Here is a 22823-nt window from a genome sequence, read left to right on the forward strand (position 1 = left end):
AACGGCGCCTATGCCGCAGTCAAGCTGCGGCATAAGACGGAACGGCCGCGGGAGCCGCATGGGCAGGCCGGTCTTTGCCGGACAAGTAGGCAATAATCGGTTTCGATACGAACGAAATCGAAGACGCCACGGCCAGCACCATCGCCCAATGACCCAGTGACAAAGGAGCTGTATGGAACAAACGGGCGACCGGCGGAACGTAAAGGGTAGTCAGCAAAGCGAGCCAGGATACCCCTAAAGCCCCGAGCATAAACCGGTCTTTCCCCAAATCCGAGACGGATTCTTGCGACCCTTCCCGACGCCAAGCGAACGTCTGCATCAGTTGGCCGGCAACTAGCGTGGCGAAGGCGACGCTTTGCGCCACTTGTATAGGAGCGCCGGATGCCAGCGTGAATGCAAACAGTCCCAGAGAGCCGACACCGAGCAGAACGCCGCGCGTCACCACTTTTTGGTAAAGCTGCTTGTCCACGATATCGACGCGCTTCTTCTCCTTCGTCTTGTTGCCGGGATTGACAGCAAGAACCATGGCGGGGAGAGCGTCGGTCAGCAAATTCATCAGCAAAATTTGAATCGGAACGAGCGGGATCGGCAAACCGGCCATAACGGCGGCGCTGGTGACCAGAATTTCCGCCAAATTACCGGTAAGCAGGCAGCCGAGCGCTTTCCGGATGTTGCCGATAATCGTCCGGCCTTCCAAAACTCCCTCTACAATGGAAGAGAAGTCGTCTTCCTGCAGCACGATATCGGCCGTCTCCTTGGTTACTTCTGTTCCCGTTTTTCCCATCGCAACGCCCACGTTCGCCTGCTTGATCGCCGGCGTGTCATTCACCCCGTCCCCCGTCATGGCGACGATATGTCCCCTCCGTTGGAGCGCTTTGACGATGCGCAGCTTATGCTCCGGGGTCACCCTGGCGAAGATGGACACGCGCTCGACCTCTGCATCCAGCTCGTCGTCCGTTAAGAGGTCCAGCTCATGGCCGGACAATGCCCGGCTGCTATCGTCGAAAATACCGATTTGCTTGGCGATGGCGATCGCGGTAATCGCATGGTCTCCCGTAATCATGACAGGCCGGACCCCGATCTCGAAAGCTTCCCGAATGCTCTTCTCCAAATCCGGCTTGGGCGGATCGATCATCCCGACCATCCCGATATAGATCATCTCGTCATGCTCGGCGCCAGGCGACCGATCCGGACTCCCGTCAAGGGGATGATACGAAAATCCGAGCACACGCAAGGCGTCGGCGGCAAGCTTCTCGTTTTGCCCGATAATCCGGTTCCGGATTTCATCCGTAAGCGGCAGCACTTCCCCGTTCGACTGATACGAAACGCAGTGCCGCAAAATAGTCTCCACAGCTCCTTTGGAGAACAAATAACATTGCTGACCGGCTTCGGTATCCTTGCAAACGACGCTCATCTTGGCCGTGCTCGAGTCAAACGGAATTTCCTCGCAGCGATGCCACTGCACCATGTGGTCCGGCTCCAGCCCGGCCTTGGCCGCCATCGAGAGAAGCGCCCCTTCCGTCGGATCTCCTCGTACCGTCCAGCCATCGTCCTGCTGCAGCAGCTTGCTATTGTTGCATAGCAAAGCGATCTGCATAAGACGTCCAAGTTCCGGCTGCAAGCCGAGCGGCGCGTTCTCCAATTGATGCGGGACATGCGCCACGCCGTCATCGGGGCCAACCGGATCGATGGAGCCGACCGGTTCGTACCCGTTCCCGGTAACGGACCAGCGGCAATCGACGGACGCAATTTCTTTTACGGTCATTTCATTCTTCGTTAACGTGCCGGTCTTATCCGTGCAGATGACCGTCGTCCTTCCCAGCGTTTCAAGGGCGGAGAGCTTCCGCACCAGTACGCGCTTCTTGGCCATTCGGAAAATGCCGGCGCTCAGCGCGATCGTAATCGTTACCGGAAGTCCTTCCGGAATGGCCGAAGCTGCGAGCGTGATCGAGGTCGTGATCATTTGCCGAAACGGAATGCCTCGCGATATACCGGCCACGAACACGAGTCCGCCGGCGATGAGCGCCCACTTTATAAATTTCTTGCTGATCGAGGTGACCTTCTCCTGAAGCGGAGTCACTTCCTTCTCGTTTTGCTTCAGAAGCGTCATCAAATGCCCGATCTCCGTGTTCATTCCGGTCTGTACAACGAAGGCCAGCGCCTTTCCCCGGCTGACATCGGTCCCCATGTACAGCATGTTGTTCCGTTCGGACAGCGGGCAATCTTCCGCCACTGTGCCGTCATTCTTCGCAACGGGCACGGATTCTCCGGTCAGGGCCGCCTCGTTCACTTCCAAATTCCAGGCGTTCATAATGCGAAGATCTGCCGGAACACGGTCGCCCGCCTCCAACATGACCACGTCCCCGGGCACGAGAGCCGCAGCGGACAGGCGCTCCTGCCGACCATTCCGCATCACCGTCGTTTCGGGCGGCTGGAACTGGCTAAGACCCTCCAGCACTTGTTCCGCCTTTCGCTCCTGGTGTGTGCCGATAGCCGCATTGGCAAGCAGCACCGCCGTCATGGCAGCGCCGTCGAACACGCCCCCGGTGAAAAAGGCAAGAGCCGCTGTCGCAAGCAAAATAAGCGTCGTAAATTCCTTAAACTGACCTGCATACGAAACGAGCCAAGGGATCGTTTTTTTTCGTTCCAACTGATTGGCTCCATATCGGTCTTGCGCGCTTTTTACTTGGTCCGGCATTAAACCGAAACGTTCGTTCACCTCGAACGCATGCCTCACGTTTTCCCATGGGGCGGCATGCCAGTTCAGCGCTTCTGCCGTAGCGGCCACTTCGCCGCCCGCTCCCCCCGGATGGCCGGCAAAAGCGGTTTGAACCATTCGCTGCGACCTTGACATGAAAACGAGCGAAAGCGCATCGGCGGCCAAATTGACGATCGGCGCGCTCAAAACGCCCAAAAACGCCAGAACGGACCCGGCCACATTCCATTTCTTCGTTATTTCCAAATGCTGATGAACCGCAGATTCCATCTTCCTGGCACCGCTGCTGGCGACGAGAAACGAATCCAGCCGGTCGAAAGCAATCAAGGGCGCGCCCGCCTCCTCCAAATACCGGCTGCGGCCGTTCGGCTCCGGTCCGACCAGCACCAGAACGTCTTCGCCTTGCTGATGGAGGAAAGCGATGCGCTCCACAATTTCCCCCTCCTGGGCGGAAAGCCATTCTCCACTCATCCCGAAACTGGACATTTCGGCAATCCCCATCCCCGCTCCGTCTTGCATAGGGGCTACGGTAAAGCCTTGCTCCGTAAGCTGCTGCAAAAGCTGACGGGCTTCCGGGGAAACCCGCTGCTCGCGGTAAAGAAGCCCTTGGCAAACAGTACCCTGATTCGTTTGCTTGGCGACATACAGCACATCCAATCCTTGCTTCTGAAGACGTTTGGCTTCCAGATAGTAGCTCTCGGTGTCGATTCCGGCACGTTGGCAGTATGCCTTCGTCCCTACCATATAAACCTCGTTGTGAACGGTGCCTTTAAGCCCTCCTTCTTCTTCCGCAACATGGAAAGCGGTACGCAGCGTTCGGCAAGTGTGCTTCGCCTTCTGCCGGATGGCATCCTTCCACGGATGATCGGCTTTCTCCATGATCGAGGCCACCGCGCAAAACATTTTATCCGGATCGTTATCGCGGGAGCTGCAGCCTGTCTCGCCGGACAGCGTTCCGACAAGAAGCGACGTATCTTCAAGCAGAAGCGTTCTCGTGCGAGCCAGACGGGGTAAAGACCCGTTATTCGCCATCCCGTCCCCGTTCTCTTGCAGCTCCGCCTCCGCCTGCTTCCACGCGCACTCCGCCGGGAGCATCGCCGGGCGCGGATTGGCCGCCAGCAGCACGGCGATGCCGCGAAGCGGATCGCGCGTCAGCGCCCAAGTCGCCGCCGCCGCGGCGACCCCAAGCTTGCCGGCCTTTTCGGAGTAATCGCGAATTTCTGGGGATAACGGTATAGGCTGACCGCCGACTCCAAGCCGGCTCCGTTTCCAATTTACATATTGCAGTATGCTTATACCGGCCAACACCACCAAGTTTTCGCGGATAAGCGCCAAGGCCAATGCTCCCGTACCTAGAATAAGATCGGCATTGATACGCTGATCGCGGCCGAGTTGGCCGATCCCTCGTTTCAGGAACGGATATCCGGTTACGACCGCAATCGCCCCGGACAAATAAAACGGAAGCGGACTGCGGGCTATGGACGATTTTCCGAATAAAAGCTGCTTGACCCCAAGCGCGACGAGTCCTCCCATAGCGAGCGCCAGCGGAAGAGGCACGTTCGCTTTCGGCACTAAAGGCGGCCCGGCTCCATGCGGGATCGTCCGCACCGCTTCCGCAATCTCATCCGAAAGAACGCCGGCTGGCACCGCCTCGCCCCCTGGCTCTGGATTATCGCATTCCGATGTAGGGGCTGCTTCTGTTCGAGCGATCGTCGCTTCCGAAAGGATCTTCCTGTCGGTATCCTGCTCTTTCTCTGCCTCATCCGCTGCCGATACGCGGTTTTCCGCAAACTGGCGCTCTACTGTCAACAGCATACGCAGCACATCGTCGGGCGAAATGCGGGTTTTCTCGTAGACGAGCAGCATTCTGCCCGTCACGGTACACGACTCCGCTTTCTGGACACCCGCTACGGATGCAAAAAATTGAACCAGCGTATGGGCGGCTTGCTTGTTACCCCGAAGCCCATACACTTCGATACGGATTCTCCCCGGCAATAACCGGAGAAAACGGTCCGTGCTTGCGATTGCAGACATCACGCATGCTCTCCCTTAATTGGCAAGTATTACGCACATTTCATGCTGAGTATTATCTACAAGGGCTTTGTAATTATTCGCAAAGCGTTTGCCCACAATTTGCATAAAATACCGCTCTGGAAGGCAACTCTATATTCAAGTTTTCCAAATATTCCGCGGAAGGAATCCAACAATGATCAAATCACCAGTAGGACTAGCGTTAAGCGCAGCGGCCTTGCTGCTTGCTCTGTCGCCGGAAGCGAGGAAAACCGCGCGCAAATGGGCCGTCAAAGCAACCGAAATGGCGCTCGATTTATCCGAGCAAGCGAAAACAGCAGCTTCGAGCATCACGAAGACGAAGTAATTTTCCGCAAGATAGGGCAGTTTAATGGATGATCCGGAAGGCGGATCTTACATTTACTCCGAAAGGTGGACTTTTTTTATGCTTCAAGGCGGTTCGTTATGGGCGGGACTTGCATCGGGAGCGATGTCGCAGTTTCAGGACACAAAGAATTTGAATCAAGGTAACATCGATCGTACGGAATATGCCGTGCAGACAGCCTCGAACGTAACCGGAGCGGTCGGCGTTATGGCAGGGGTGGAATACGGGGCGTTGCTCGGAACGTCGGTTATGCCCGGCATCGGGACAGCCGTAGGCGCCGTTATCGGAGGAGTTCTGGGGGATCGGCTCGGCCGGGTTGTCGGGAGACAAACGGGAAGCGCCCTGGTCCAAAGCGATATCGTAAAAAACATCGTACAGCCTGCATCGTCTAAGCACACAGAAGCCATTGGTTAAGAAGAACGAACCATACCACCTTTGTTTCAGCAGTTCAACCGAATAGTCGGAAAAATCAACAAGCACCGTGCGGATAGATTGTCTATCCATGCGGTGCTTTCGTTATTGTTGGTGAGCAAAACGGCGCTGATGACCGGGCCGCCGTACGCGAACATGGCGAAGATTGGCATGCCTTCGCCGGTAAATTGCCTTCGCAGGTAAAGCGCTCGGCCGAGGCTTAACTGTCCGAGAGAAAGCCCCCGAAGATCATCCCGACGAAAGCTTCGAGTTGCCGCCGTTTTTTTCTAGTGAGATTGCCTTTGCGGCGGGAACAGTCATCGTTGCTGTAGTCCCTTCCCCCTTCACGCTCCGAAACTCCAGCTTTCCATGAATGGCATGGACGATCCGGAATGCCGCCATAAGTCCGAGTCCTGTCCCGTTCGTCTTGGTGGAGTAAAAAGGAGTGCCTAATATCTCCAATTGTTCAGGGGTCATACCCGTCCCGTAATCCTGAATGTCGATACAAACCTGATTCGATCGGCGGCACGCTTTAACCGAAATGTGCCCTCCCGGCGCCATGGAAGCATCTATTGCATTTTTGATAATGTGAATAAGCGCTTGTTTTATTTTAAACGGGTTTGCTTCTATCCAAAGGGCCTGTTCGGCATCGACTTGGATGTCTATGCTTTTGGATCGCGCAAGCGGATCTGCCGTTTCCTTCATCTGTTTCAATATTTCGCGCACGGAACATACTTCGATCGTTTCGGTTTGAGGCTTGGAGTAATTGAGAAAATCATCGACGATATATTCCATGCGGTTAAGCTCGGTCATCGAGATTTCCACATATTGTCTCTCTTTTCCTTCGACATTGCGCAGCAGCAGCTGCAAAAAGCCTTTAACGGCCGTTAACGGAGAACGAATTTCGTGAGCTACCGCAGCGGCCAGTTGGCTCGTCACGTTTAGCTTTTCAGTTCGAATAAGCTGATCCTGCATAGAGAACGCTTTAATCGTCACTTCCATCAAAACAACCGACATGCACATCGCGGCCAATTGCAGCAGGCCGATCTGAACGGCAAGCGCCGCAGAGTGAATCTCCTCCGTCGAGGCCGCAATGACCGAGGCGCCCCATAACACGCCCCATGCGGCCAACGCCGCAATCAGGCACAGGGAAAAGCGGAACCGCGGCGTTCTGCTATAAAAACGGGCAGCGCACATATAGGCAGCGGCGCAAATCAGGAAAGAAGCGGCCGCGCTTAGCCAAAACCCGTCCACATCAATGAAGAAACGGCATAGGAAGAAAAATGAAAAAGAAACGATTCCCCCCATGTAACCGCCGTATACAACCGAAATGATCAACGGGATGCTTCTGAGATCCCCGTTAAAGTCGTTCGTTATGACCTCCGGCAAAAGCATGGATAACACAATGGCCGTCCCGCATAGGATACCGAGTAAAATTTGCCTGTGCCGTTCTCTTTCGTAAAACGATTTGTTTGTAATGCAAATGAACTGGTACAGCAATAGCGGAAATAAAATGTCGATCATATCCAAGAGAAGATCTTTTAGCATAAAAATACCTCCCAGGATAATAGTTCGACTTGAACCGTTTTTTTCCTTTTCCTGTAATGACTGTGCCCACAGCATGCAGCAAACCCCGGTCCTCACTCGGCCGGGGTTTGTTTTCTTCATGATGACGCTTAGATCAGTTCTGCCTTTTGCAAAAGCCTGTGGAGAATAGTCGCCGCCTCCGCCCGGGTAATCGGGTTTTGCGGAGCAAGCCGCGCTGCGCTCTGACCGTCTATCAGTCCAAGCGAAAGCCCATCCGTCATGCTGCTTCTGGCCCATTCCGATATTTGCGCGGAATCCTCGAAACGCTTCAGGCCGCTTTCGCCTTCGGCTAACTTTTCCAGATAACGAAGTCCCGTCACTTCCATCGCCCTGCTTACGAGTTGGATCGCTTCCTCTCGGGTAATCCGGTTTGCCGGACGGAACGTACCATCTTCATAGCCGTCTATGAGCTTATAAGCAAAAGCAGCTTGAACGATTCCGCTGTACCAATCGGACGATGCTACATCCGCGAACGCGAAGCCGGCTGCTTGCGGCTTCAAGCCCAGCGCCCGGACAATGACCGCGGCGAATTCCGCTCTCGTCATATCCCGATCGGGCTGGAACAAGCCTTGCTCCGCGCCCTGCACGATCATGCGCGCGCCCATCTCCTCCACTGTCCGTTTTGCCCAATGTCCTTCCAGGTCGGAGAAGCCGATCGGACGATGCACGACGGCATACATACTGTTGGTCAGGCTGCTCAATACGATATGGCGCTTGCCGTCCCGCACAACCGTTTTCGTTGGCACATGGCCGACGGTGCCGTCCTCCGCGATCCGGATTCCCGTTATCGTCTTGTCGGCCATCGCTTCGGTCCATAAGAAGGACCGCTCCACAAAAACCGGGAACTTGTCCCATTCCTTCACGCGTTCCATACCCAGTAATCGCAGCGTAAATTGAACGGGTGGCGCCATCAGCGTGAAGCCCTCCCTGGAAGCCGCCTTGTCCGCGACATCCCGCATAGCCGCATCGGGCTCGGCGATTTCCAGCCGGATGCGAATATTTTCCGGGTCGGCATCCACCCCCAGCTCGCGGGCCCAGGCGCGAATATCGATTGCGGAATCAGGCAGCGTATACGTGACGTCGCCGGTATTTATGCGGATGGATGCTTGCTTCTCCTTCATATTTTGCATGCTCTTCCCGGTTAACTCAAGGATCGCTGCATTCGATTGGGTCTGAACCGGAACTTCGATGACTCCGCCCTTGTCGGTGGAGGCAAGGATGGATTTCAGCTTGTTCTCGCTGATGGTGAATAAGGTCACCGTCCGCCCATTTTCCACCACCGTTCTTTCCAGTATCCATTTCTCTTCCTCATGACTCGGAAAGCTGACGCCACCTTGCATCGGAGGCTCCTGTACGGGGTCAGGATCGTTCCCCTTCTGTTCCTCTCTTGGGACAAAAGGAACGACGGCGTTGGACGGGAGCGAGTCGGGACTTTTGCCTTCGCTGTTAATCGCCTTGACCGTAAATACGTAAGAGACGCTTTCGTTCAGCCCGGAGACGGCGATGGGACTTGCCGACCCGTATACGGTACGGCCGCCGGGGAATGCGGTCGCCTCGTAGCCCGTGACAGGACTTCCTCCGTCGTCGGCAGGCGCGTTAAAGCGAATCCATACTTGCCCGTTTCCGTACACGGCCGCGGTTACGCCCGTAGGCGCGGAAGGATGCGTCTTGGGCGCAGCGCTGACTTCATTGGAGCTGATCCAGGTTCCGTCGCCGTCCTGAGCTTTAACGACGAAATAGTAGGATTGGCCGTTCGCCAGCCCTTCCGCCTTATAGCCGTAAACGTCAGCGTTTACGGTGACAAGCGGCTTGTTGTACATCCCTGCGTTCTCGCTGCCGTAAACCTGGTACATAACCGCTCCCGGAGCGCCAGTCCAGCTCAAGGCGACCGAGCCGGAACCGGCATGAACCGCGCTCAAGTGAATCGAACCCCGTTCCCTGACCGTTACCGACGCCTCGGCTGACCACTCCCCGTTCAGCGTCGTCGCGCGAATGACCGTTTGCCCGATCCCCGCGGCCGTTATATGGCCGTTCCCGTCGACCGTCGCAACGTCTCTATTGCCTGTCGTCCAAACGACTCTGCGGTTCGTAGCATGATCGGGAAGCACCCGGGCCGTCAGTTGAGCGGACTCCCCTGTCGTCAACCGAAGGGAGGACTGATCCAGGGCAAGACTATCCGGAAGCGTCTCGGGTCCGTAGACCCCCATTTCCTTCAGGTCGTAGCCGTCACCTTGCGCATCGGCAAGCATGAGCAGCCGGACATAGCGGGCGCTTCGCTCCTCGAAGGCGATCGTTTCCGCTTCTCCTGTTCCGGTATCCGAAGCGTGTATATCCGTCCATTGCCGAGCATCCTGCGATAATTGAATCCGGTAGCTTTTGGCAAACGCTTCTCCCCAGAACAGGCTAATCTGATTGACCGGCTTGCTGGCGCCCAGATCCACATACAACCAAGCCGGCTCCTGACCGCGATTCCATCTCAAGCCGGTCGTCTTGTCGCCATCGACCGCCAGAGCAGCCGCCGGGCTGCCGTCGGACGAAACGACGGGCTCAAGCAGAGCCAGGTTGGATGCCGGGCGCGGAGGTTTCGGCTGCTGCCGCTCCTCTTGAAGCTTCCACGTATAGTAGAAGCTTGGATTTTTGGTCGAAGCGAGCCCTTTCGTAAACTCGTAATAATGATCGCGATCGAGCATATCGGCATCGTTAATCGCGACATTGAAGCCGAAAGCTTGCTCGTTCCGCAAGGTCAGAGGGACCAGCTCTTCCTTGGGGATCCGGATCGTATAGAGCGTCAGCTTGCGGCTGTCGTCCCTCGTAATTTTGGACCATTCCGCCGGGCGTTTCCCGGGCTCTTTGCCGGCGGCTGCGTAGAAGGCAAAGCTTTCTTCCCCTGCTCCAGTGAGGGCGAACGTATATTCGTACATATTCTTGTGGTAGGCAGTCGTCTTCAGGTTCGTCGTGTCGAAGGCCAGCTGCAAGCTGTCTCCGTTCCAGATCGAGGCCCCGTACATATTGTTGCTGAAATAATCGTCGTACACTTTCGCCATCACGTAAAAGGCGTTCTCGTCCCACATCGTGTATAGTTTGCCGGCCGCATTGCTGTCCATCCATGCCTGCCCGGAGCCCGGGCGGGACGGCGGATTCAGGAAAATCGGATACGCTCTTTCCCAGGCGGAAAGCTGCGAATCGGAGGCCGCCGGGTTTACCGGTTCGGCGGCTTTTACCGATACGAGGAAGGACAACGGGTGCTCATGGTTGTACACCGTATTGCCGCCCGCATCGGTAACGGTTATTTGAAATATGTATTCGTTGAACGGTTGTCCGGCAATGTTCTCCACCGGGAACGACAGCACTTGCTCGGACTGCGGGGCCAGCGTAATCTGCAAGCTGTCCGAGCGCAGCTTCCAACCCTCGGGGGCTTTGACCTGCACCGTGTAAGCGGAGGGCGCCGTAAACAGGTTGCTCAGCTTGACTTGAAGCTGATCCAGATTGGACAGCATCGCTTCGGACGGCATCAGACTCAAGCTCAGCTTGCTCTTCGTGCTTACAGGCAGAAGCTGCTGCTGCAGCACCCGGCCATGTTCGACGAGCTGAACGCGAGCCTTTCCCTCCAGGCCTTCGAACAAGCGCAGACGAACCTCCGTCCGGCCTCCGCCAGCCAAAGACAACTCCTGCACCGTTCCCGCGACGTTCCCGTTCTCGTCGACGATCCGCACCTGACCGGCGACCGGGGAGAGCTGGCTGTCGATCGTCACCTTCAGCTCCGTCTCCTCTCCCTCATACCGTTCCGCGGAAGACGGAGAAACGTGCATGAAAATATCCGTCCGGCTGGCCGTCTCGAATTCGGCCATCTCCCGGGACCAGCGGGACAGCTCCGAAGCGGTGGCATCCCAGGCGTCCGCAAGTCCGTTCCTGCCATTTTGGCCGTATTCGCCGGCCAGTGCGGCGCGTTCTTTGGCATGACGCAATATTTCCGCCGCTCGAGGCAGCGTGCCGCCTCCAAACTGCCGGACCCGTTCATTCTCCAACTGCTGCGCCGCCTCCACCTCTTGCAGCGAAGCCGGCGTTCCGTGTGCGGCAGGCGGATTGCCGCTTACGGCCACCAGACGCGCCCAGCCCTCCCCGGCCCGGTAAAGCTGATACAGCGCGGACATGATTGCCTCCGGAGAAGCTTGGCCTTGGCCGGCCTGGCGAATCAGCTCCGATCCGAGGGCGAAGTGTTGCTTCAATTTATCCGCAGCCTCGGCGTATGCGGGAGGCTGCAGGCGCGCTTTCAGCGCAGCCGCATTATCCGCAAGCTCGCGAATCGCCGGGCGGATGCCGGAGACGGTCGCCTCCCCCAGATCGGCAGCAGTTGCAGCCAGCCAACGGTCGTAATCTTGCACCAGACGGGACGAGATCGCCCTCATAAGCCATGCGTCGCTCAGTCCTTTGACATACACCGGATTGGCGCCGACGGGTACCGCGCCGGCTGCAACGGCCATGGCGTTGCCGTCCATGTCCGCAACCGCGACCGCCTCCTGTCCGAAATTGAAAACGGCGGCGCCGGAATCGGTCCACATCAGCAGCACCGGCCTGCCTTCTTGCAAATACGCATACGTTTTCATACCGGGGGCGAGATGCATCTCTCCAATAAACTGTGCGGTTCCGAGCTCCCTATTGAATTGATTCAGCGCGATCAGGGCTCGCTTGGCGGAATAATCGAAATGGGTGATGCCATAATTATGTTCACTGGCCGTTACATCGGCCCCGTCGTCGCGCCAGTCGTACACGGAGCTTATTTTCAATCCGGCCATCGCGCTTATCGCATAATGCTTGATCAAATAACGCGCCTGAAGCTCCTCGCTGACGCCGCGGGTGCTTTGCGTCGTATGCCAATTGATCTCAGTAACGTAGAGATCCTTCCACCGACCGTAATTTTTTAACGTATTCGCATAACTATCCAGCTTCGCCGCATACGTAGCGTCGGGATCTTCAGGCCAAATGTACGGATGGTACGAGATTGCGTCGATATACGGATAAACGCCCCGTTCCAGCATATCGTTCAAGAAAGCGGTGCCTTGCTGATTCGCGACCGACCCGGCGATAATGACGGCGTCCGGATTCGCCTTGCGGATGGCGGAGGCGACCCGTTTTACCAGCACCGCGTAATCGTTCACGTTGGCTGCAGGCATCCAGAAGCCTACCAAGTTGGGCTCGTTCCAGATTTCAAATACGTCTACCTTGCCCTTGTAATGGGACGCCAGCTCATAAGCATATTGGGAGATCGCGTCCAGCTCCTCCAACGTTTTGGGCCCGTATTTGAACGATTCGGCCGTACCGGCGAGACCGCCGTAAAAACCGGCGTTGCCGTTGACCGTGCCGATGATTTTGATGCCGTTCTCGCTAAGCTTGTTCACCCAGCCGTCGTGACGGGCGAAATCGAACCGGCCTTGCTGCTTTTCCACCTTATGCCATTGCAGCTCGTCCCGCACGGTGCGGAAGCCGGCTTTGGCGATGAGGTCCGCTTCCTCCGGCTTGTTGCGGTTTTCCAGGGCAAAATGCGCGGATATGGCAGTTATTGAATACCGGTCGCCGAATTTCGGCTTATAAGTGGGCATAACGGAAAATTCCTGCTCGAGCGCTTGTACGGTCCGTTCGCCCTCCTTCACCTCAACCCGCAGCTTGTGCAAACCGTTCTTCAGCCCCGGAAGCTCTACGGTGAGCGGGACGTCCGTGTTGGGCGCAACCTCTACCACGGTCGGTGCGAACGGGCGAACATCGGTAGGAACGACGGGCACTACCGTGTACGTTTTGCTTGTGAGCGAATTGTGCCCGAAGGTAAGTCCGATTTTAACCTCTTCCGGATCGAAGATGTACCCCGCTTGCTTAAATGAAATGGTGGCCGTTTCGTTAAACGGGCGAATCGAGAAATCGTCCGCATAGAGGACGCTTCCCCCGTCGCTTAGCAGCTTGACGGACAATTTGATATAGGCGGCGCGCCGGTCCAGCTGGCCGAGCGATACGGCGATTTGTCTCCAGCCTCCGGCTGCCGGTCCTTGCGCCCAATAGAGCGTTTTGGGGCCGCCCAGCACATTGCCCTTGGCGTCCAGTTCGAGCGCATCGAATTGGACGAAAGAGACGGCTGACAGCAGGTCGGTTCGAATCCACGCGGATAAGTCCGCCGGTTCGCCGGGATCGACTTTGAGAAGGGCCGACATTGATGCCGGTACCGGCCCGCCCGTCAGCTTCGCCGCATTCGTCCCGCTATGCGGACTCGAAGCGTCCACCTGCACCTGTCCGGTCCGTTCTGCCCACAATCCGTACTCGAAGCCGCCGTTTCCGTCCCACTCGGCTGGAATGATCGCCTTGACCGCGTCGAAATAAACCGTGCCGGAGCTTTTCCCGGCAAGCATCCGGTCACGCTGAAGGAGCAGGGATATTTTGCCGATCAGCCCCATGGCATCGTCTTTAACGACAATCGCTTCCGTCCACTCCCCGTCTCCATTGGGGAGTACGAGCGGGACCTGCGTCACAAGTCCGTTCGTATCGGTCATTTCCACCGTTACGCCGGCCATGTCGCTCGACGCGAGCTGCAACCTCAACTCCCGGACCTGCAAGGGGACGGACAAATGCTTGTCGATGCGGGCTTCGTTCCGGTTATCCGCAAACTGCACAGTCACTCCGGCGGAAGCTTGCCCCTCGAAGCTGGAGCGCTTACTCTGTGTCAGAACGGCGTTCGGCGAGCTTGACGCCCAGCCGTCGAGACCTTCTTCAAAATCGCTTAGCAGGATCGAGTCCGGAACGGTATACCCTATCTTCTTCAATTCTTCATCCGTATATTGCGCTGAGCCCAGCGCCTGCAGCTGCTCGCGGCTGTAGCGGGCGAGGATGGTCTGCTTGACGCGGCTGCCCATCGTGCTGACCGAAAGTTTCGTCTGAGCGAAGAAGTCCGCATTGAGGTAAAAAACGGGCTTAACGAAAGTGCTCGTATAATTGGCGTAAATTTCATGAGTTTGTCCCAGAGCGGCATCGTCCGTACGCACGCGAAGCATAAGATTCGGAGAGGTGGCGCTCAGCCCGCGGGCTGTACGCAGCCACCATCCCGCCGCAGAGCTGCCTACTCCGTCCCTGACTCCGAATCGGGGAGCGTATGATGCATATTCCGTCTGGGACAGCAAGGAAACTCCCGCTTGAACGGTATAGTCGTTCGGGCAAATGCTGTCCGAACGGCAGCCTTCCGTTGCCCAGACATGGTTGGGATTAATATGCCGGATCACGGAGGAGTGCAGCTTCTTCCCCTTGCTGCCCTCGGTCAAAAATTCGTGATTCAGCCAGTACGCGATATTGTTGCTGTCGGCCGGATCGAACTTCGTCGTATTGTCGGGATCGAAGGCTCTCGAGCCATAAGCCTCCTTGGCCATCACAAAGAAAGCGGATTCATGACTGCCGGTACTGTTCAGCAATATATATGTCTCGTCCGAGCCCGCCACCTGAAACGTATTTTCCGGCGGGGCATCGATCTGCCAGCCCGCCGGAGGCTGGGACAGCCGGTTAACGGCCGCCCATGCCTCGGAGGCGTTCAGCGTAAGCAGGCAGCCGATCAGCGTCATGGCGATTATCCTAATCGTTCTTGTCATCGTTTGTCTCCTTCCAAGCAGCGCCCGGCACCCGGTCGCGCGTCGTCTTTAGCGAATGATTTCGACCATGCGGATGTACTCGGCGCTTCCGTCGTAATTGTTGCCGATCCGCAGATCCGCATAGAAGCTTTGTTGATTCGTAAAATGGGCATTGGAAACGGTGAAACGCGCTGTCTTCCACGTATGGGTATTCGTTTTGGCAATGTACAGATTTTGGTAGGCGCTTGAGGCAGAATTATATTGAATGCGAATGCTATCCGTCCCGGCGTCGAAATACTGCACCCCGATCGTCAGACTGCTGTCGCCTGCTCGGACCAGCGCATCGGACACACGGAAATAAGCGAACTTGTTGTCCCCGCCGATTTTGCCGGCCACGAGGCCGCCTACCGTTTCGGTCGTGGTGAAATTGTCCTTGGTGCTGTCCAAGGTTTTCACCTGCTCCATCAGTTTCTCCCGGTTGGACTCCCGCAGAATGGAGCGCGCCGCGCCCGCCTCCTTGCGAACGGATACCTTCTGCACCGTCAGCGGTCCGGACTCCGCCCACAAACGGAAGTCGGAGCCTCCGCTCTGCGAGTTGGCCAGCCTGCCGTTGTAAACGGCAAAGGTAACCGAATTCCAGCCGTCGCTGCCGGTATTGTGGACCTGGCCCGCTTCCGCATACGCATTGCCGGGAGCGTCGTACTGAAGCCGCCACATCCCCGTGCCGGTATCCTGGTAAGTAACGTCGACGTATACGACGGGGTCGAGTCCGTCGTTCGTTCCGTAAAGCCAGTTATCGTTGATCTTAAAATAGGCGTATTGTCCGGCCGCCACCTGCATGACATTGCCCGTAAAGGAATAGCCGCTATCCACTGGAAGCGGATTCAGCTCAAGCGTCAGCAGCCCCTCCGTCTGCTCGCCGAAAAAAGCATTCGCCCCGTTTGCCGCCTGAAAATGGTAAAACGCTTTCAAAGGCTGCAGGGCCGTATCCGTAAGTCCGAAATTGTGCTCATTCGGGTTTGTCCCACTTACACGGCGAAAATTGTACCAGAACAGCTTCTTGATAGTGGGAAGCGACTTATGCAGCAAATACGTTTCGTCGGCGAAGTCGGCTTTACGGTTCTCCATGCCGCCGGTATTTTCGTACCCGGTCTCCGTAATCCAGATGTCCCGGCCCCCCAGGCCGTAATTGTTCAATATGCTCATCACTCCGTTGTACTTGGCCAGCATGCTGGTTGCCGACCCGTAGGCATGATAGTTGACGATATCGAAATAGGCTCCTCCTCCTCCAGCGAGCAATTGGTCCAGAAACGTGCCCGGACCGTATACGTCCACCGTCCCGTTATTCAAGGCGAGCCCGCCCATCAGCACCCGATTGTCCGGGTTAACCGCTTTCAGCTTGGCATACGCTTTGGCCAGCAGCGTCTGATAATCGGCAACGGAGCTTTTCCAGAAGGTAGGGTGATCGGGCTCGTTCCATACCTCCCAATAGTTCACCTTGCTGTCGTATCGCGAGGCGATAAACTGCACGTAATTTTCCCAATCCGCCCAATCGGCCGGCTTGTAGCGGGTCCGGCCCGCCGTATCCGCGGGATTGGAGGAAGCCCATGGCGCGGTGAAGGACAGAATAAACAGCACATGGATGCCTTTGGCACGAAGCCGGTCTACAATATCGTCCAGTCTGAGAAGAAACGTCGCATTGTGAACGCCCTTTGCGGTCTCGATCGAGCCCCATTCCGGAGAAATGCGAACCCAACGGGTTCCCGATGCCGCAATCCGGTCGATCATATCCGCATAATCGGAATAGCGCTGCAGATGCTCGACTACCCCGTAAAAGTCACTGTCCTCCGCAAGCGCCGGCTTGACCGACAAGGCCGGACAGAGCAGGAGTATACTCAAGAAAACCAGAATCGCTTGTTTTTTCATGGCTTCTCCCTCATCGCACAGGTTTTTTCCTCTACTTGAATTCGGATTTATTTTGTTGATACCATGAATGGACGAGCTGCTCGACGATATCGCCGCCCAAACGCTTCCATTCTTTGCGTATGTCCTCCATGCCTGACGCAGCCGTCATGGAAGCACCGCCCATTACCACCTTGGCTTCAATCTGTTGGGCAATCGGACCGAAAGTGGCTATCAGTTGACTTACCTCGGTAAAGCTGGGACTATAGGGGATATCCCGGCGGTATTTATTTTTGAGGGCAACGGTCAGCGATTTGGCCTTTTCTTTCGCATATTCCTGCGACAACGCATCGGGGGCGGCCATGACCGAAAACCACTCCGGCTTCTGCTCGTATTGATGTACGACTGCGTACTCCTTGGCATACAGGACTTGTTTCCTGAAAAGCGCTGCATCCAGCGTTTGGGGTATGCCGTTGACAGGTTTGAAATGGACGTTCTCTTCGCCGTATCGGATCGGCTGCCAGCCCTTATCGAGCATCCAGTCCAGAAATTGAATAGCCGCTTCGATTTTATCCTCTTTCATTTTGTTGTTAAACGCTACGAAAATGCTGGGGGGCGCTTCTTGAAACAACCCATTCTTCCCGAATTTGGAGGCGACCGGCTCCAAAGCCGTCATTCTGGCTTCCGGAACATTTTTCTTTAAATCGTTGAAAACCGCTTCCATGTTCCATGAGCCCAAAAAAATGCCGGACTTTCCTGTAGTCCAAAATTGAGTGGATCTTTGGAAATTTTTGTCCGTAATATATTCCTTGTCGATCAACCCTTCGTCAAACAAACGCTTTTGGAACGCCAAACTTTCCGCAAAACGGTCGCTCACCCGTCCAAATTCCAGCTTGTCCCCCTCTACATACCATTGGTTTTCATTCGTCATAAATAACGAGCGCATAATGGATACCCCGTTGACATTAAAAGAAATAGGCACCGTATCGGCCTTGCCGTTGCCGTCCGGATCGCCCTCCTTGAATTTGCGGGCAACCTCCAGCAGCTCCTCCACCGTGGTCGGTGTCTTCAGTCCCAGCTTATCCAACCAGTCCTGTCTGATCCACATCCCGTGATTAGCAACGCTCTCGATTCCGCGAATGGTAGTGAGCGCATACATTTTGCCGTTCATCGTCAGGTACGATTTCAGTTCCGGATGAGCCTTCAAGTAATTTTTGAAGGTGGTGCTGTACTTGTCGATATAGGCGTCAATAGGCTGAACGGCACCCTGATTGGCCAGCTGGGCGATATAGTTCCGGTCGTATTCCCAGATCAGGTCGGGCGCGCTGCCGGAAGCAATCAGAGTATTCAGTTTGGTCTGCGCTTCGTTCCGGGGCACCGGCACCCATCTGACGGCAGCCGGCGCCTGCTCGTTGATCCACTTGGTCCAGCGGTTGTTCTCATAATTCCCTTCCTCGGCCGAAACTTCGCCGCGGTCAAATATAGAAATGCTGATTTCCTTCTTCGATCCTGCCGTCGTCATAGGCGTCGGATCGGAGGTACGCAGCACATTGCCGGAGCCGCAAGCGGCCAATACCGACATGGATAGGTACGCAGCGGCAAGCGATGCGGCAACCTTTCCCCACTTTGACAATCGAATCATCCCCCTGTGGTCATCGTTCTTCCTCTAATCAAGGGACTGACGGACCGGCCCCGCGATATCAACCCTTTACCGAACCGATCAAGACCCCTTTGACGAAATGCTTTTGCAAAAAAGGATATACGCACAAAATCGGCGTAATCGCGATCACGACCGCAGCCGCCTTGATGCTCTCCGGAGTCAGCAGCACTGACGACGCGCCTTCGCTCCCTCCCCCGCTGTTCAGCAGACTTTGGTCCACCTGCTTGATCATCAGGTACAGCTTCAGCATCAAGGTTTGCCGATTGGAGCCGGTTATGTACAACATGACATTGAAATAGGAATTCCACCAGCCGACGGCATAAAACAAAGACAGTGCCGTAATGATCGGCTTGCACAGAGGCGTGATGATGAACAGCAAAATCCGCCAGTTGCCCGCCCCGTCTATAGAAGCGGACTCCTCGATTTCATCCGGAAGCCCCTCCATGAAGCTCTTCATCACAAACATGTTATACGTGCCGATCAGCCCCGGCAGCCAGAGCGCCATATAAGTGTCCATCAGTCCCAACGCTTTGATCCATATAAAATTCGGAATTAGGCCGGAGACGAAAATCATCGTGAAGGTAATGAACATCAGCAGCGGCCCCCGCCCGTACAGCCTTTTGCGGGACAACGGATACGCGGCCAGAATGGTCATGATCATATTCAGCACGGTGCCGACCGCCGTCACCGCCACCGTATTGAACATGGCCCGGAAAAGCTGGCCGTCCTCGAACAGCCGCTTGTACGCTTCGGCATTGAATTCCACCGGCCAAAGGAACACCTCGCCGGAGGCAATGGCTCGGCTGCTGCTGAAGGAAGCCGCGATCTCATACCAGAAGGGGTACAGAGTGATCATGGACAGCAAGCCCAAAAACACATAATTCAACGCACTGGCGGAGAGCGCCCATACGGATACCCGCCGTGATACGGGCCTCATTCTCACCAAAGCCCCCTTTCGCCAAGCAGGCGAACGATCCAGTTGACCCCCAAGACCAGAACCAGACCGACCAGAGACTGAAACAGACCTAGCGCCGTCGTGTAGCTGTAATTCATGTTTTGCAAGCCGATACGGTATACGTATGTGCTGATGACATCGGCTACATCGAGCACGGAATCGTTTTGCAGTGCCAGCGTCTGCTCCAGGCCTACGTCCATCATGCTGCCCATCCTCAGAATAAGCAGGATGGCGATCGTGCTGCGAATGCCCGGCATCGTAATATGCCATATCTGCCTCATTTTCCCCGCTCCGTCCATCTTGGCCGCCTCATAGAGCTGAGAATCGATCGACGACATCGCGGCGAGGTAAAGAATGGTGCCCCATCCGGCTTCCCTCCAAATAGAAGAAACGGTGTACGCTACCGGCCACCAGCCGGAATGTGCCATGAAATAAATCGGCTCCAGACCGAATACATGCTTCAGGAGCAAATTGACCGCGCCGGAGCTCGGGGACAGCAAGGCGATCAGAATCCCGCCCAATACGACCCACGATATAAAATGAGGAATATAAAGAAGATTCTGCACCAGCCGCTTGTACCCCTCCGCCCGGACCTCGTTCAACAGAAGCGCCAATACAACCGGCACCGGAAAGCCGAATACGAGACTATACAGATTCAGCAAAAGCGTGTTGCCGAGCACTCGCCAAAAATCCGCGCTTTCCAGCAGCATCCGGAAATGCTTCAGCCCCACCCATTCGCTTGCCCATATGCCGGCCGCGAAACGGTAGTTTTTGAAGGCGATAACCTCCCCGAGCATCGGGGCATATTTGAACAGCAGGTAAAACAAAACAACAGGTATTAGCATAACGTACAAAGACTTGTCCCGCTTTATTCGCCTCCACAGGCTTCCGCGAGGCCTGGAGACAGTCGGGACCGATTGCAAAAATGCTCCCTTGGGGGCCGGCCGGTTGTTGCCTATGCCTCTCATCCTTTCCCGATATTGCAAGCGCACGCTTGATAACTGAATGGTAACGGACGCGAACCCGATTGCCTACAGTCTCCTTCTGGCATAGGACACTTTTCTTGGTTTCCCTGCCTCACTTTTTTTGCAGTATGGTGATTTTTTTGTGAAATGAAGGATTTCATCGCAAAAAAGAGGCTTCTCCACGCGGAAGAAGCCTAGCTTTCTCCTGATCTAAGCCTGAGCTAGTTGACCGATTCGCGTTCGCGGCCGGACTCGGCATTGTCCCGATATTCCGTAGGCGTAAGTCCGGTATACTTTTTGAAGGTCCGCGTAAAGCTGCGGCTGTACGTATAGCCGATCGAATCGGATATATCGTTAATCTTGATCGTTTTGTCCTTCAGCAGCTCTTTGGCGGCTTCAATCCGAATCTTGATCAGATAGTCGATAAAGTTATCTTCCACCTGTTCCTTGAAGAGCTTGCTGATATAAGTCGGATGCAGATCGAACTCTTCAGCCAGACGGTCCAGGGAAAGCCCACTGTCCCGGTAGTTTTCCTCAATGTACTGAAGGATTTTGCCGATATTATCGTTCTTCCCCCGTTGGCTACGCTTCAGCTCGATTCGCCCGGCCAAACCACTCAGCACGGAATCGACTATTCGCTCCATTTCCTTCCAGCTTTCACAGCCGTTGATTCGTTCGTGCAGATTTCCGATTTCGATGAAGGACTGCTCCGTATCGATCCCGATGGATTCCATCATTTGGGTAGAGCGCATAACCAGCTCAAAGGAGAACTGGCGGATCAATTCGGGGGCCATGTTGCTCTTCACCGTCTCCTCGAACGTTTCGCGCAGCTGCTCGATCCTTTTCCCGATATCCCCTTGCTTGAGCGAATCGACAATTCGGTCTATCCTCTGTACGATGCGATAATAATCCTGATTGTCGGGAGGCTGGACATCCAGTATGGAAATGACGGCATGATGACCCGTGATCATCCGGTATTGAAGCGCCTGCTGCGATTCGGCATACGAAACCGGAATATCCTTCAGTTCTCGGCAGCCGCGTCCAAGACCGGCAATAACGGTCAAGCCGAATTGTTTAACCATCACATCGAGAACTTGTTCCAGCAAAGCCGTCGCGCGAAAGTGATTCTGCTCCTCGTCTCCCGCCGCGAAACTGAACACGATCACGACGCGGCCTCCTCCCAAGTCAATTGCCGCCCCCATGTTCTCCTGGTTGATCACTTCCTCCGCCACGTTGCACAGCGCATACGTGTACAGCGTCCGGTCCTCCGGACGGATACCGCCCTCCTTGCCGATCTCCGCCGTGCAAACCACATACCTTTCCGGATGCAGACGTACTCCCGAAAAGTCCAGATGCGGCGCAGCCAGAACATAATCGGTCCTGTAACCGCCGAGGATGTCCATAACAATGCGCCATTTCAACATTGGTTTGGAGTCGCGAACTTGTTTCTCCAAGTTCTCACGTTCTACGAACATTTGATCGAATATACGCTCAAGATACGAAACTCCTTGCGCCTCCAGCGCCGGTGCATGATCCCCATGCGGTGGAGTCGGCTTGTAAGCGCGGGAAAGCTTGCCGATCATCCGGTCAATAGGGGTAAACGTACGTTTGTTAATAAAGAAAATGACAACAAACGCTAACACGAACATGACTGCCGCAAAAATCGCGAGCAAGTTCCGCGTAACCGTCAGCGGCCTGTACATATGGCTCTTCGGGACGATATTGACGATTTTCCAGCCCGTGTAAGCCGAAAGCTTATAGGATACGGTCTGCTTGACACCATCAATATCGGAGCTGAAGAAGCCGCTGTCCTTGCCTGCCAGCACTTGTTGAATATAGGGAAGCTCCGTCAGCTTGCCGTAAAGCTTGCTATTGTCGTCATGGGCGATCACTTCCCCGTTTGTATCGAGAATAAAGGTATGGCCTTTGAATTCCTCATCGTAAATATCATGAATCATGCGGTACAGCACATCCACATCGATATTGGCCGCCACCAAACCTTTTCTGTAGCCGGGAGCGCTTAAGGCAGGATAGGAGCGAAGCAGGGTGACCACATCCCGGTTGACATAACCGTCCCATATCCGATGGGTCGACAGCCATTGAAAATAATCCGGCATATTCAGATATTGGGCGATCCAACTATTTTCGGAACGGCTCTTGTTCGTAAACACTTTATCCGTATAAATGTCTCCGCTTACATCCGAGTATACAAATACGGACGAGAATTGGACGTTGTTATTGAGAAACTGGGTCAGCTTGTTGTTAATGGCAAAAAAATTGGCATACTTCTGAGCATCGTCCTTGTAACTATCATTCATGAAGTAAACGAATTCCAGCTCGTTCGTTAATTGCAGCAAATTAGTTTCCGTTTGCCGGAAGGACGTCTCGATCTTCTGATCGATCTGTTTCAGCAGAGCCATATTGGTATTGTTCAATTGCTGTTCAAGTCTGCCAACGGTCCCCATATAAGAAAAAAGGAATGTCAAGGATATAACAAGCAGAAGAACCCCGCCGTAAAGGAGCATGATCCTTCCCGTGATGCCAAATTTCATAATTAGCCCCCCCGAGCGTAGCGCGCAGGAAGGCCGGCTATCGCGAGCTTGGCCTCCCCCCTGTTTGACCATCACAATGAATGTA

General features: G+C 55.3%; 10 protein-coding genes. 2 read left to right on the plus strand and 8 right to left on the minus strand.

The window, feature by feature from the left end; genetic code table 11:
• Positions 1-19: 19 nt before the first annotated feature.
• Positions 20-4750 carry an HAD-IC family P-type ATPase gene (locus ABD796_RS17645; protein ID WP_344909908.1) on the minus strand — a complete coding sequence of 1577 codons (4731 nt, stop codon included), beginning with the start codon at positions 4748-4750 and terminating at the stop codon, positions 20-22.
• 172 nt (positions 4751-4922) lie between these two features.
• Here ABD796_RS17645 and ABD796_RS17650 point away from each other — a divergent pair, with 172 nt between their 5' ends.
• Together ABD796_RS17650 and ABD796_RS17655 are read left to right on the plus strand one after the other, a co-directional pair.
• The gene (locus tag ABD796_RS17650) at positions 4923-5093 is read left to right on the plus strand and encodes a hypothetical protein (protein WP_344909910.1); all 171 of its coding nucleotides are present in this window, start codon (positions 4923-4925) and stop codon (positions 5091-5093) included.
• A gap of 78 nt (positions 5094-5171) precedes the next feature.
• Positions 5172-5525: a glycine zipper domain-containing protein gene (locus ABD796_RS17655; RefSeq protein ID WP_344909912.1), complete on the plus strand. Its 354-nt coding sequence runs from the start codon at positions 5172-5174 to the stop codon at positions 5523-5525.
• Between the two features lie 246 nt (positions 5526-5771).
• Here the strand turns inward: ABD796_RS17655 and ABD796_RS17660 are convergent, their stop codons facing one another.
• The 7 genes from ABD796_RS17660 to ABD796_RS17690 form a co-directional block, all read right to left on the minus strand.
• Complete coding sequence (locus ABD796_RS17660) at positions 5772-7070, minus strand: ATP-binding protein (protein ID WP_344909914.1); 1299 nt, start codon at positions 7068-7070, stop codon at positions 5772-5774.
• 128 nt (positions 7071-7198) lie between these two features.
• Positions 7199-14725, minus strand: a complete 7527-nt coding sequence (locus ABD796_RS17665; protein WP_344909916.1) for an S-layer homology domain-containing protein — start codon at positions 14723-14725, stop codon at positions 7199-7201.
• A gap of 48 nt (positions 14726-14773) precedes the next feature.
• Entirely contained in the window at positions 14774-16630 is a 1857-nt protein-coding gene (locus tag ABD796_RS17670) for a cellulase family glycosylhydrolase (RefSeq protein ID WP_344909917.1), read from the minus strand.
• A 31-nt stretch (positions 16631-16661) separates the two neighbouring features.
• Entirely contained in the window at positions 16662-18239 is a 1578-nt protein-coding gene (locus ABD796_RS17675) for an extracellular solute-binding protein (protein ID WP_344909919.1), read from the minus strand.
• Positions 18240-18306: 67 nt separating this feature from the next.
• Positions 18307-19203, minus strand: a complete 897-nt coding sequence (locus ABD796_RS17680; RefSeq protein ID WP_344909921.1) for a carbohydrate ABC transporter permease — start codon at positions 19201-19203, stop codon at positions 18307-18309.
• A gap of 2 nt (positions 19204-19205) precedes the next feature.
• Positions 19206-20066, minus strand: coding sequence for an ABC transporter permease (locus ABD796_RS17685; RefSeq protein WP_344910305.1), 861 nt, complete (start codon positions 20064-20066; stop codon positions 19206-19208).
• Positions 20067-20407: 341 nt separating this feature from the next.
• On the minus strand, positions 20408-22738 hold the full coding sequence (locus ABD796_RS17690; RefSeq protein ID WP_344909923.1) for a cache domain-containing protein: 2331 nt from the start codon (positions 22736-22738) through the stop codon (positions 20408-20410).
• Between the last annotated feature and the right edge of the window lie 85 nt (positions 22739-22823).

The sequence above is a fragment of the Paenibacillus hodogayensis genome, from assembly GCF_039536325.1.
Classification (GTDB): domain Bacteria; phylum Bacillota; class Bacilli; order Paenibacillales; family NBRC-103111; genus Paenibacillus_AB; species Paenibacillus_AB hodogayensis.

Excerpts from the sequence above, each read along its gene's own strand:
- ABD796_RS17645 (WP_344909908.1), bottom strand. The coding sequence starts at position 4,750 with ATGTCTGCAATCGCAAGCACGGACCGTTTTCTCCGGTTATTGCCGGGG.
- ABD796_RS17650 (WP_344909910.1), top strand. The coding sequence starts at position 4,923 with ATGATCAAATCACCAGTAGGACTAGCGTTAAGCGCAGCGGCCTTGCTG.
- ABD796_RS17655 (WP_344909912.1), top strand. The coding sequence starts at position 5,172 with ATGCTTCAAGGCGGTTCGTTATGGGCGGGACTTGCATCGGGAGCGATG.
- ABD796_RS17660 (WP_344909914.1), bottom strand. The coding sequence starts at position 7,070 with ATGCTAAAAGATCTTCTCTTGGATATGATCGACATTTTATTTCCGCTA.
- ABD796_RS17665 (WP_344909916.1), bottom strand. The coding sequence starts at position 14,725 with ATGACAAGAACGATTAGGATAATCGCCATGACGCTGATCGGCTGCCTG.
- ABD796_RS17670 (WP_344909917.1), bottom strand. The coding sequence starts at position 16,630 with ATGAAAAAACAAGCGATTCTGGTTTTCTTGAGTATACTCCTGCTCTGT.
- ABD796_RS17680 (WP_344909921.1), bottom strand. The coding sequence starts at position 19,203 with ATGAGGCCCGTATCACGGCGGGTATCCGTATGGGCGCTCTCCGCCAGT.
- ABD796_RS17685 (WP_344910305.1), bottom strand. The coding sequence starts at position 20,066 with ATGCTAATACCTGTTGTTTTGTTTTACCTGCTGTTCAAATATGCCCCG.
- ABD796_RS17690 (WP_344909923.1), bottom strand. The coding sequence starts at position 22,738 with ATGAAATTTGGCATCACGGGAAGGATCATGCTCCTTTACGGCGGGGTT.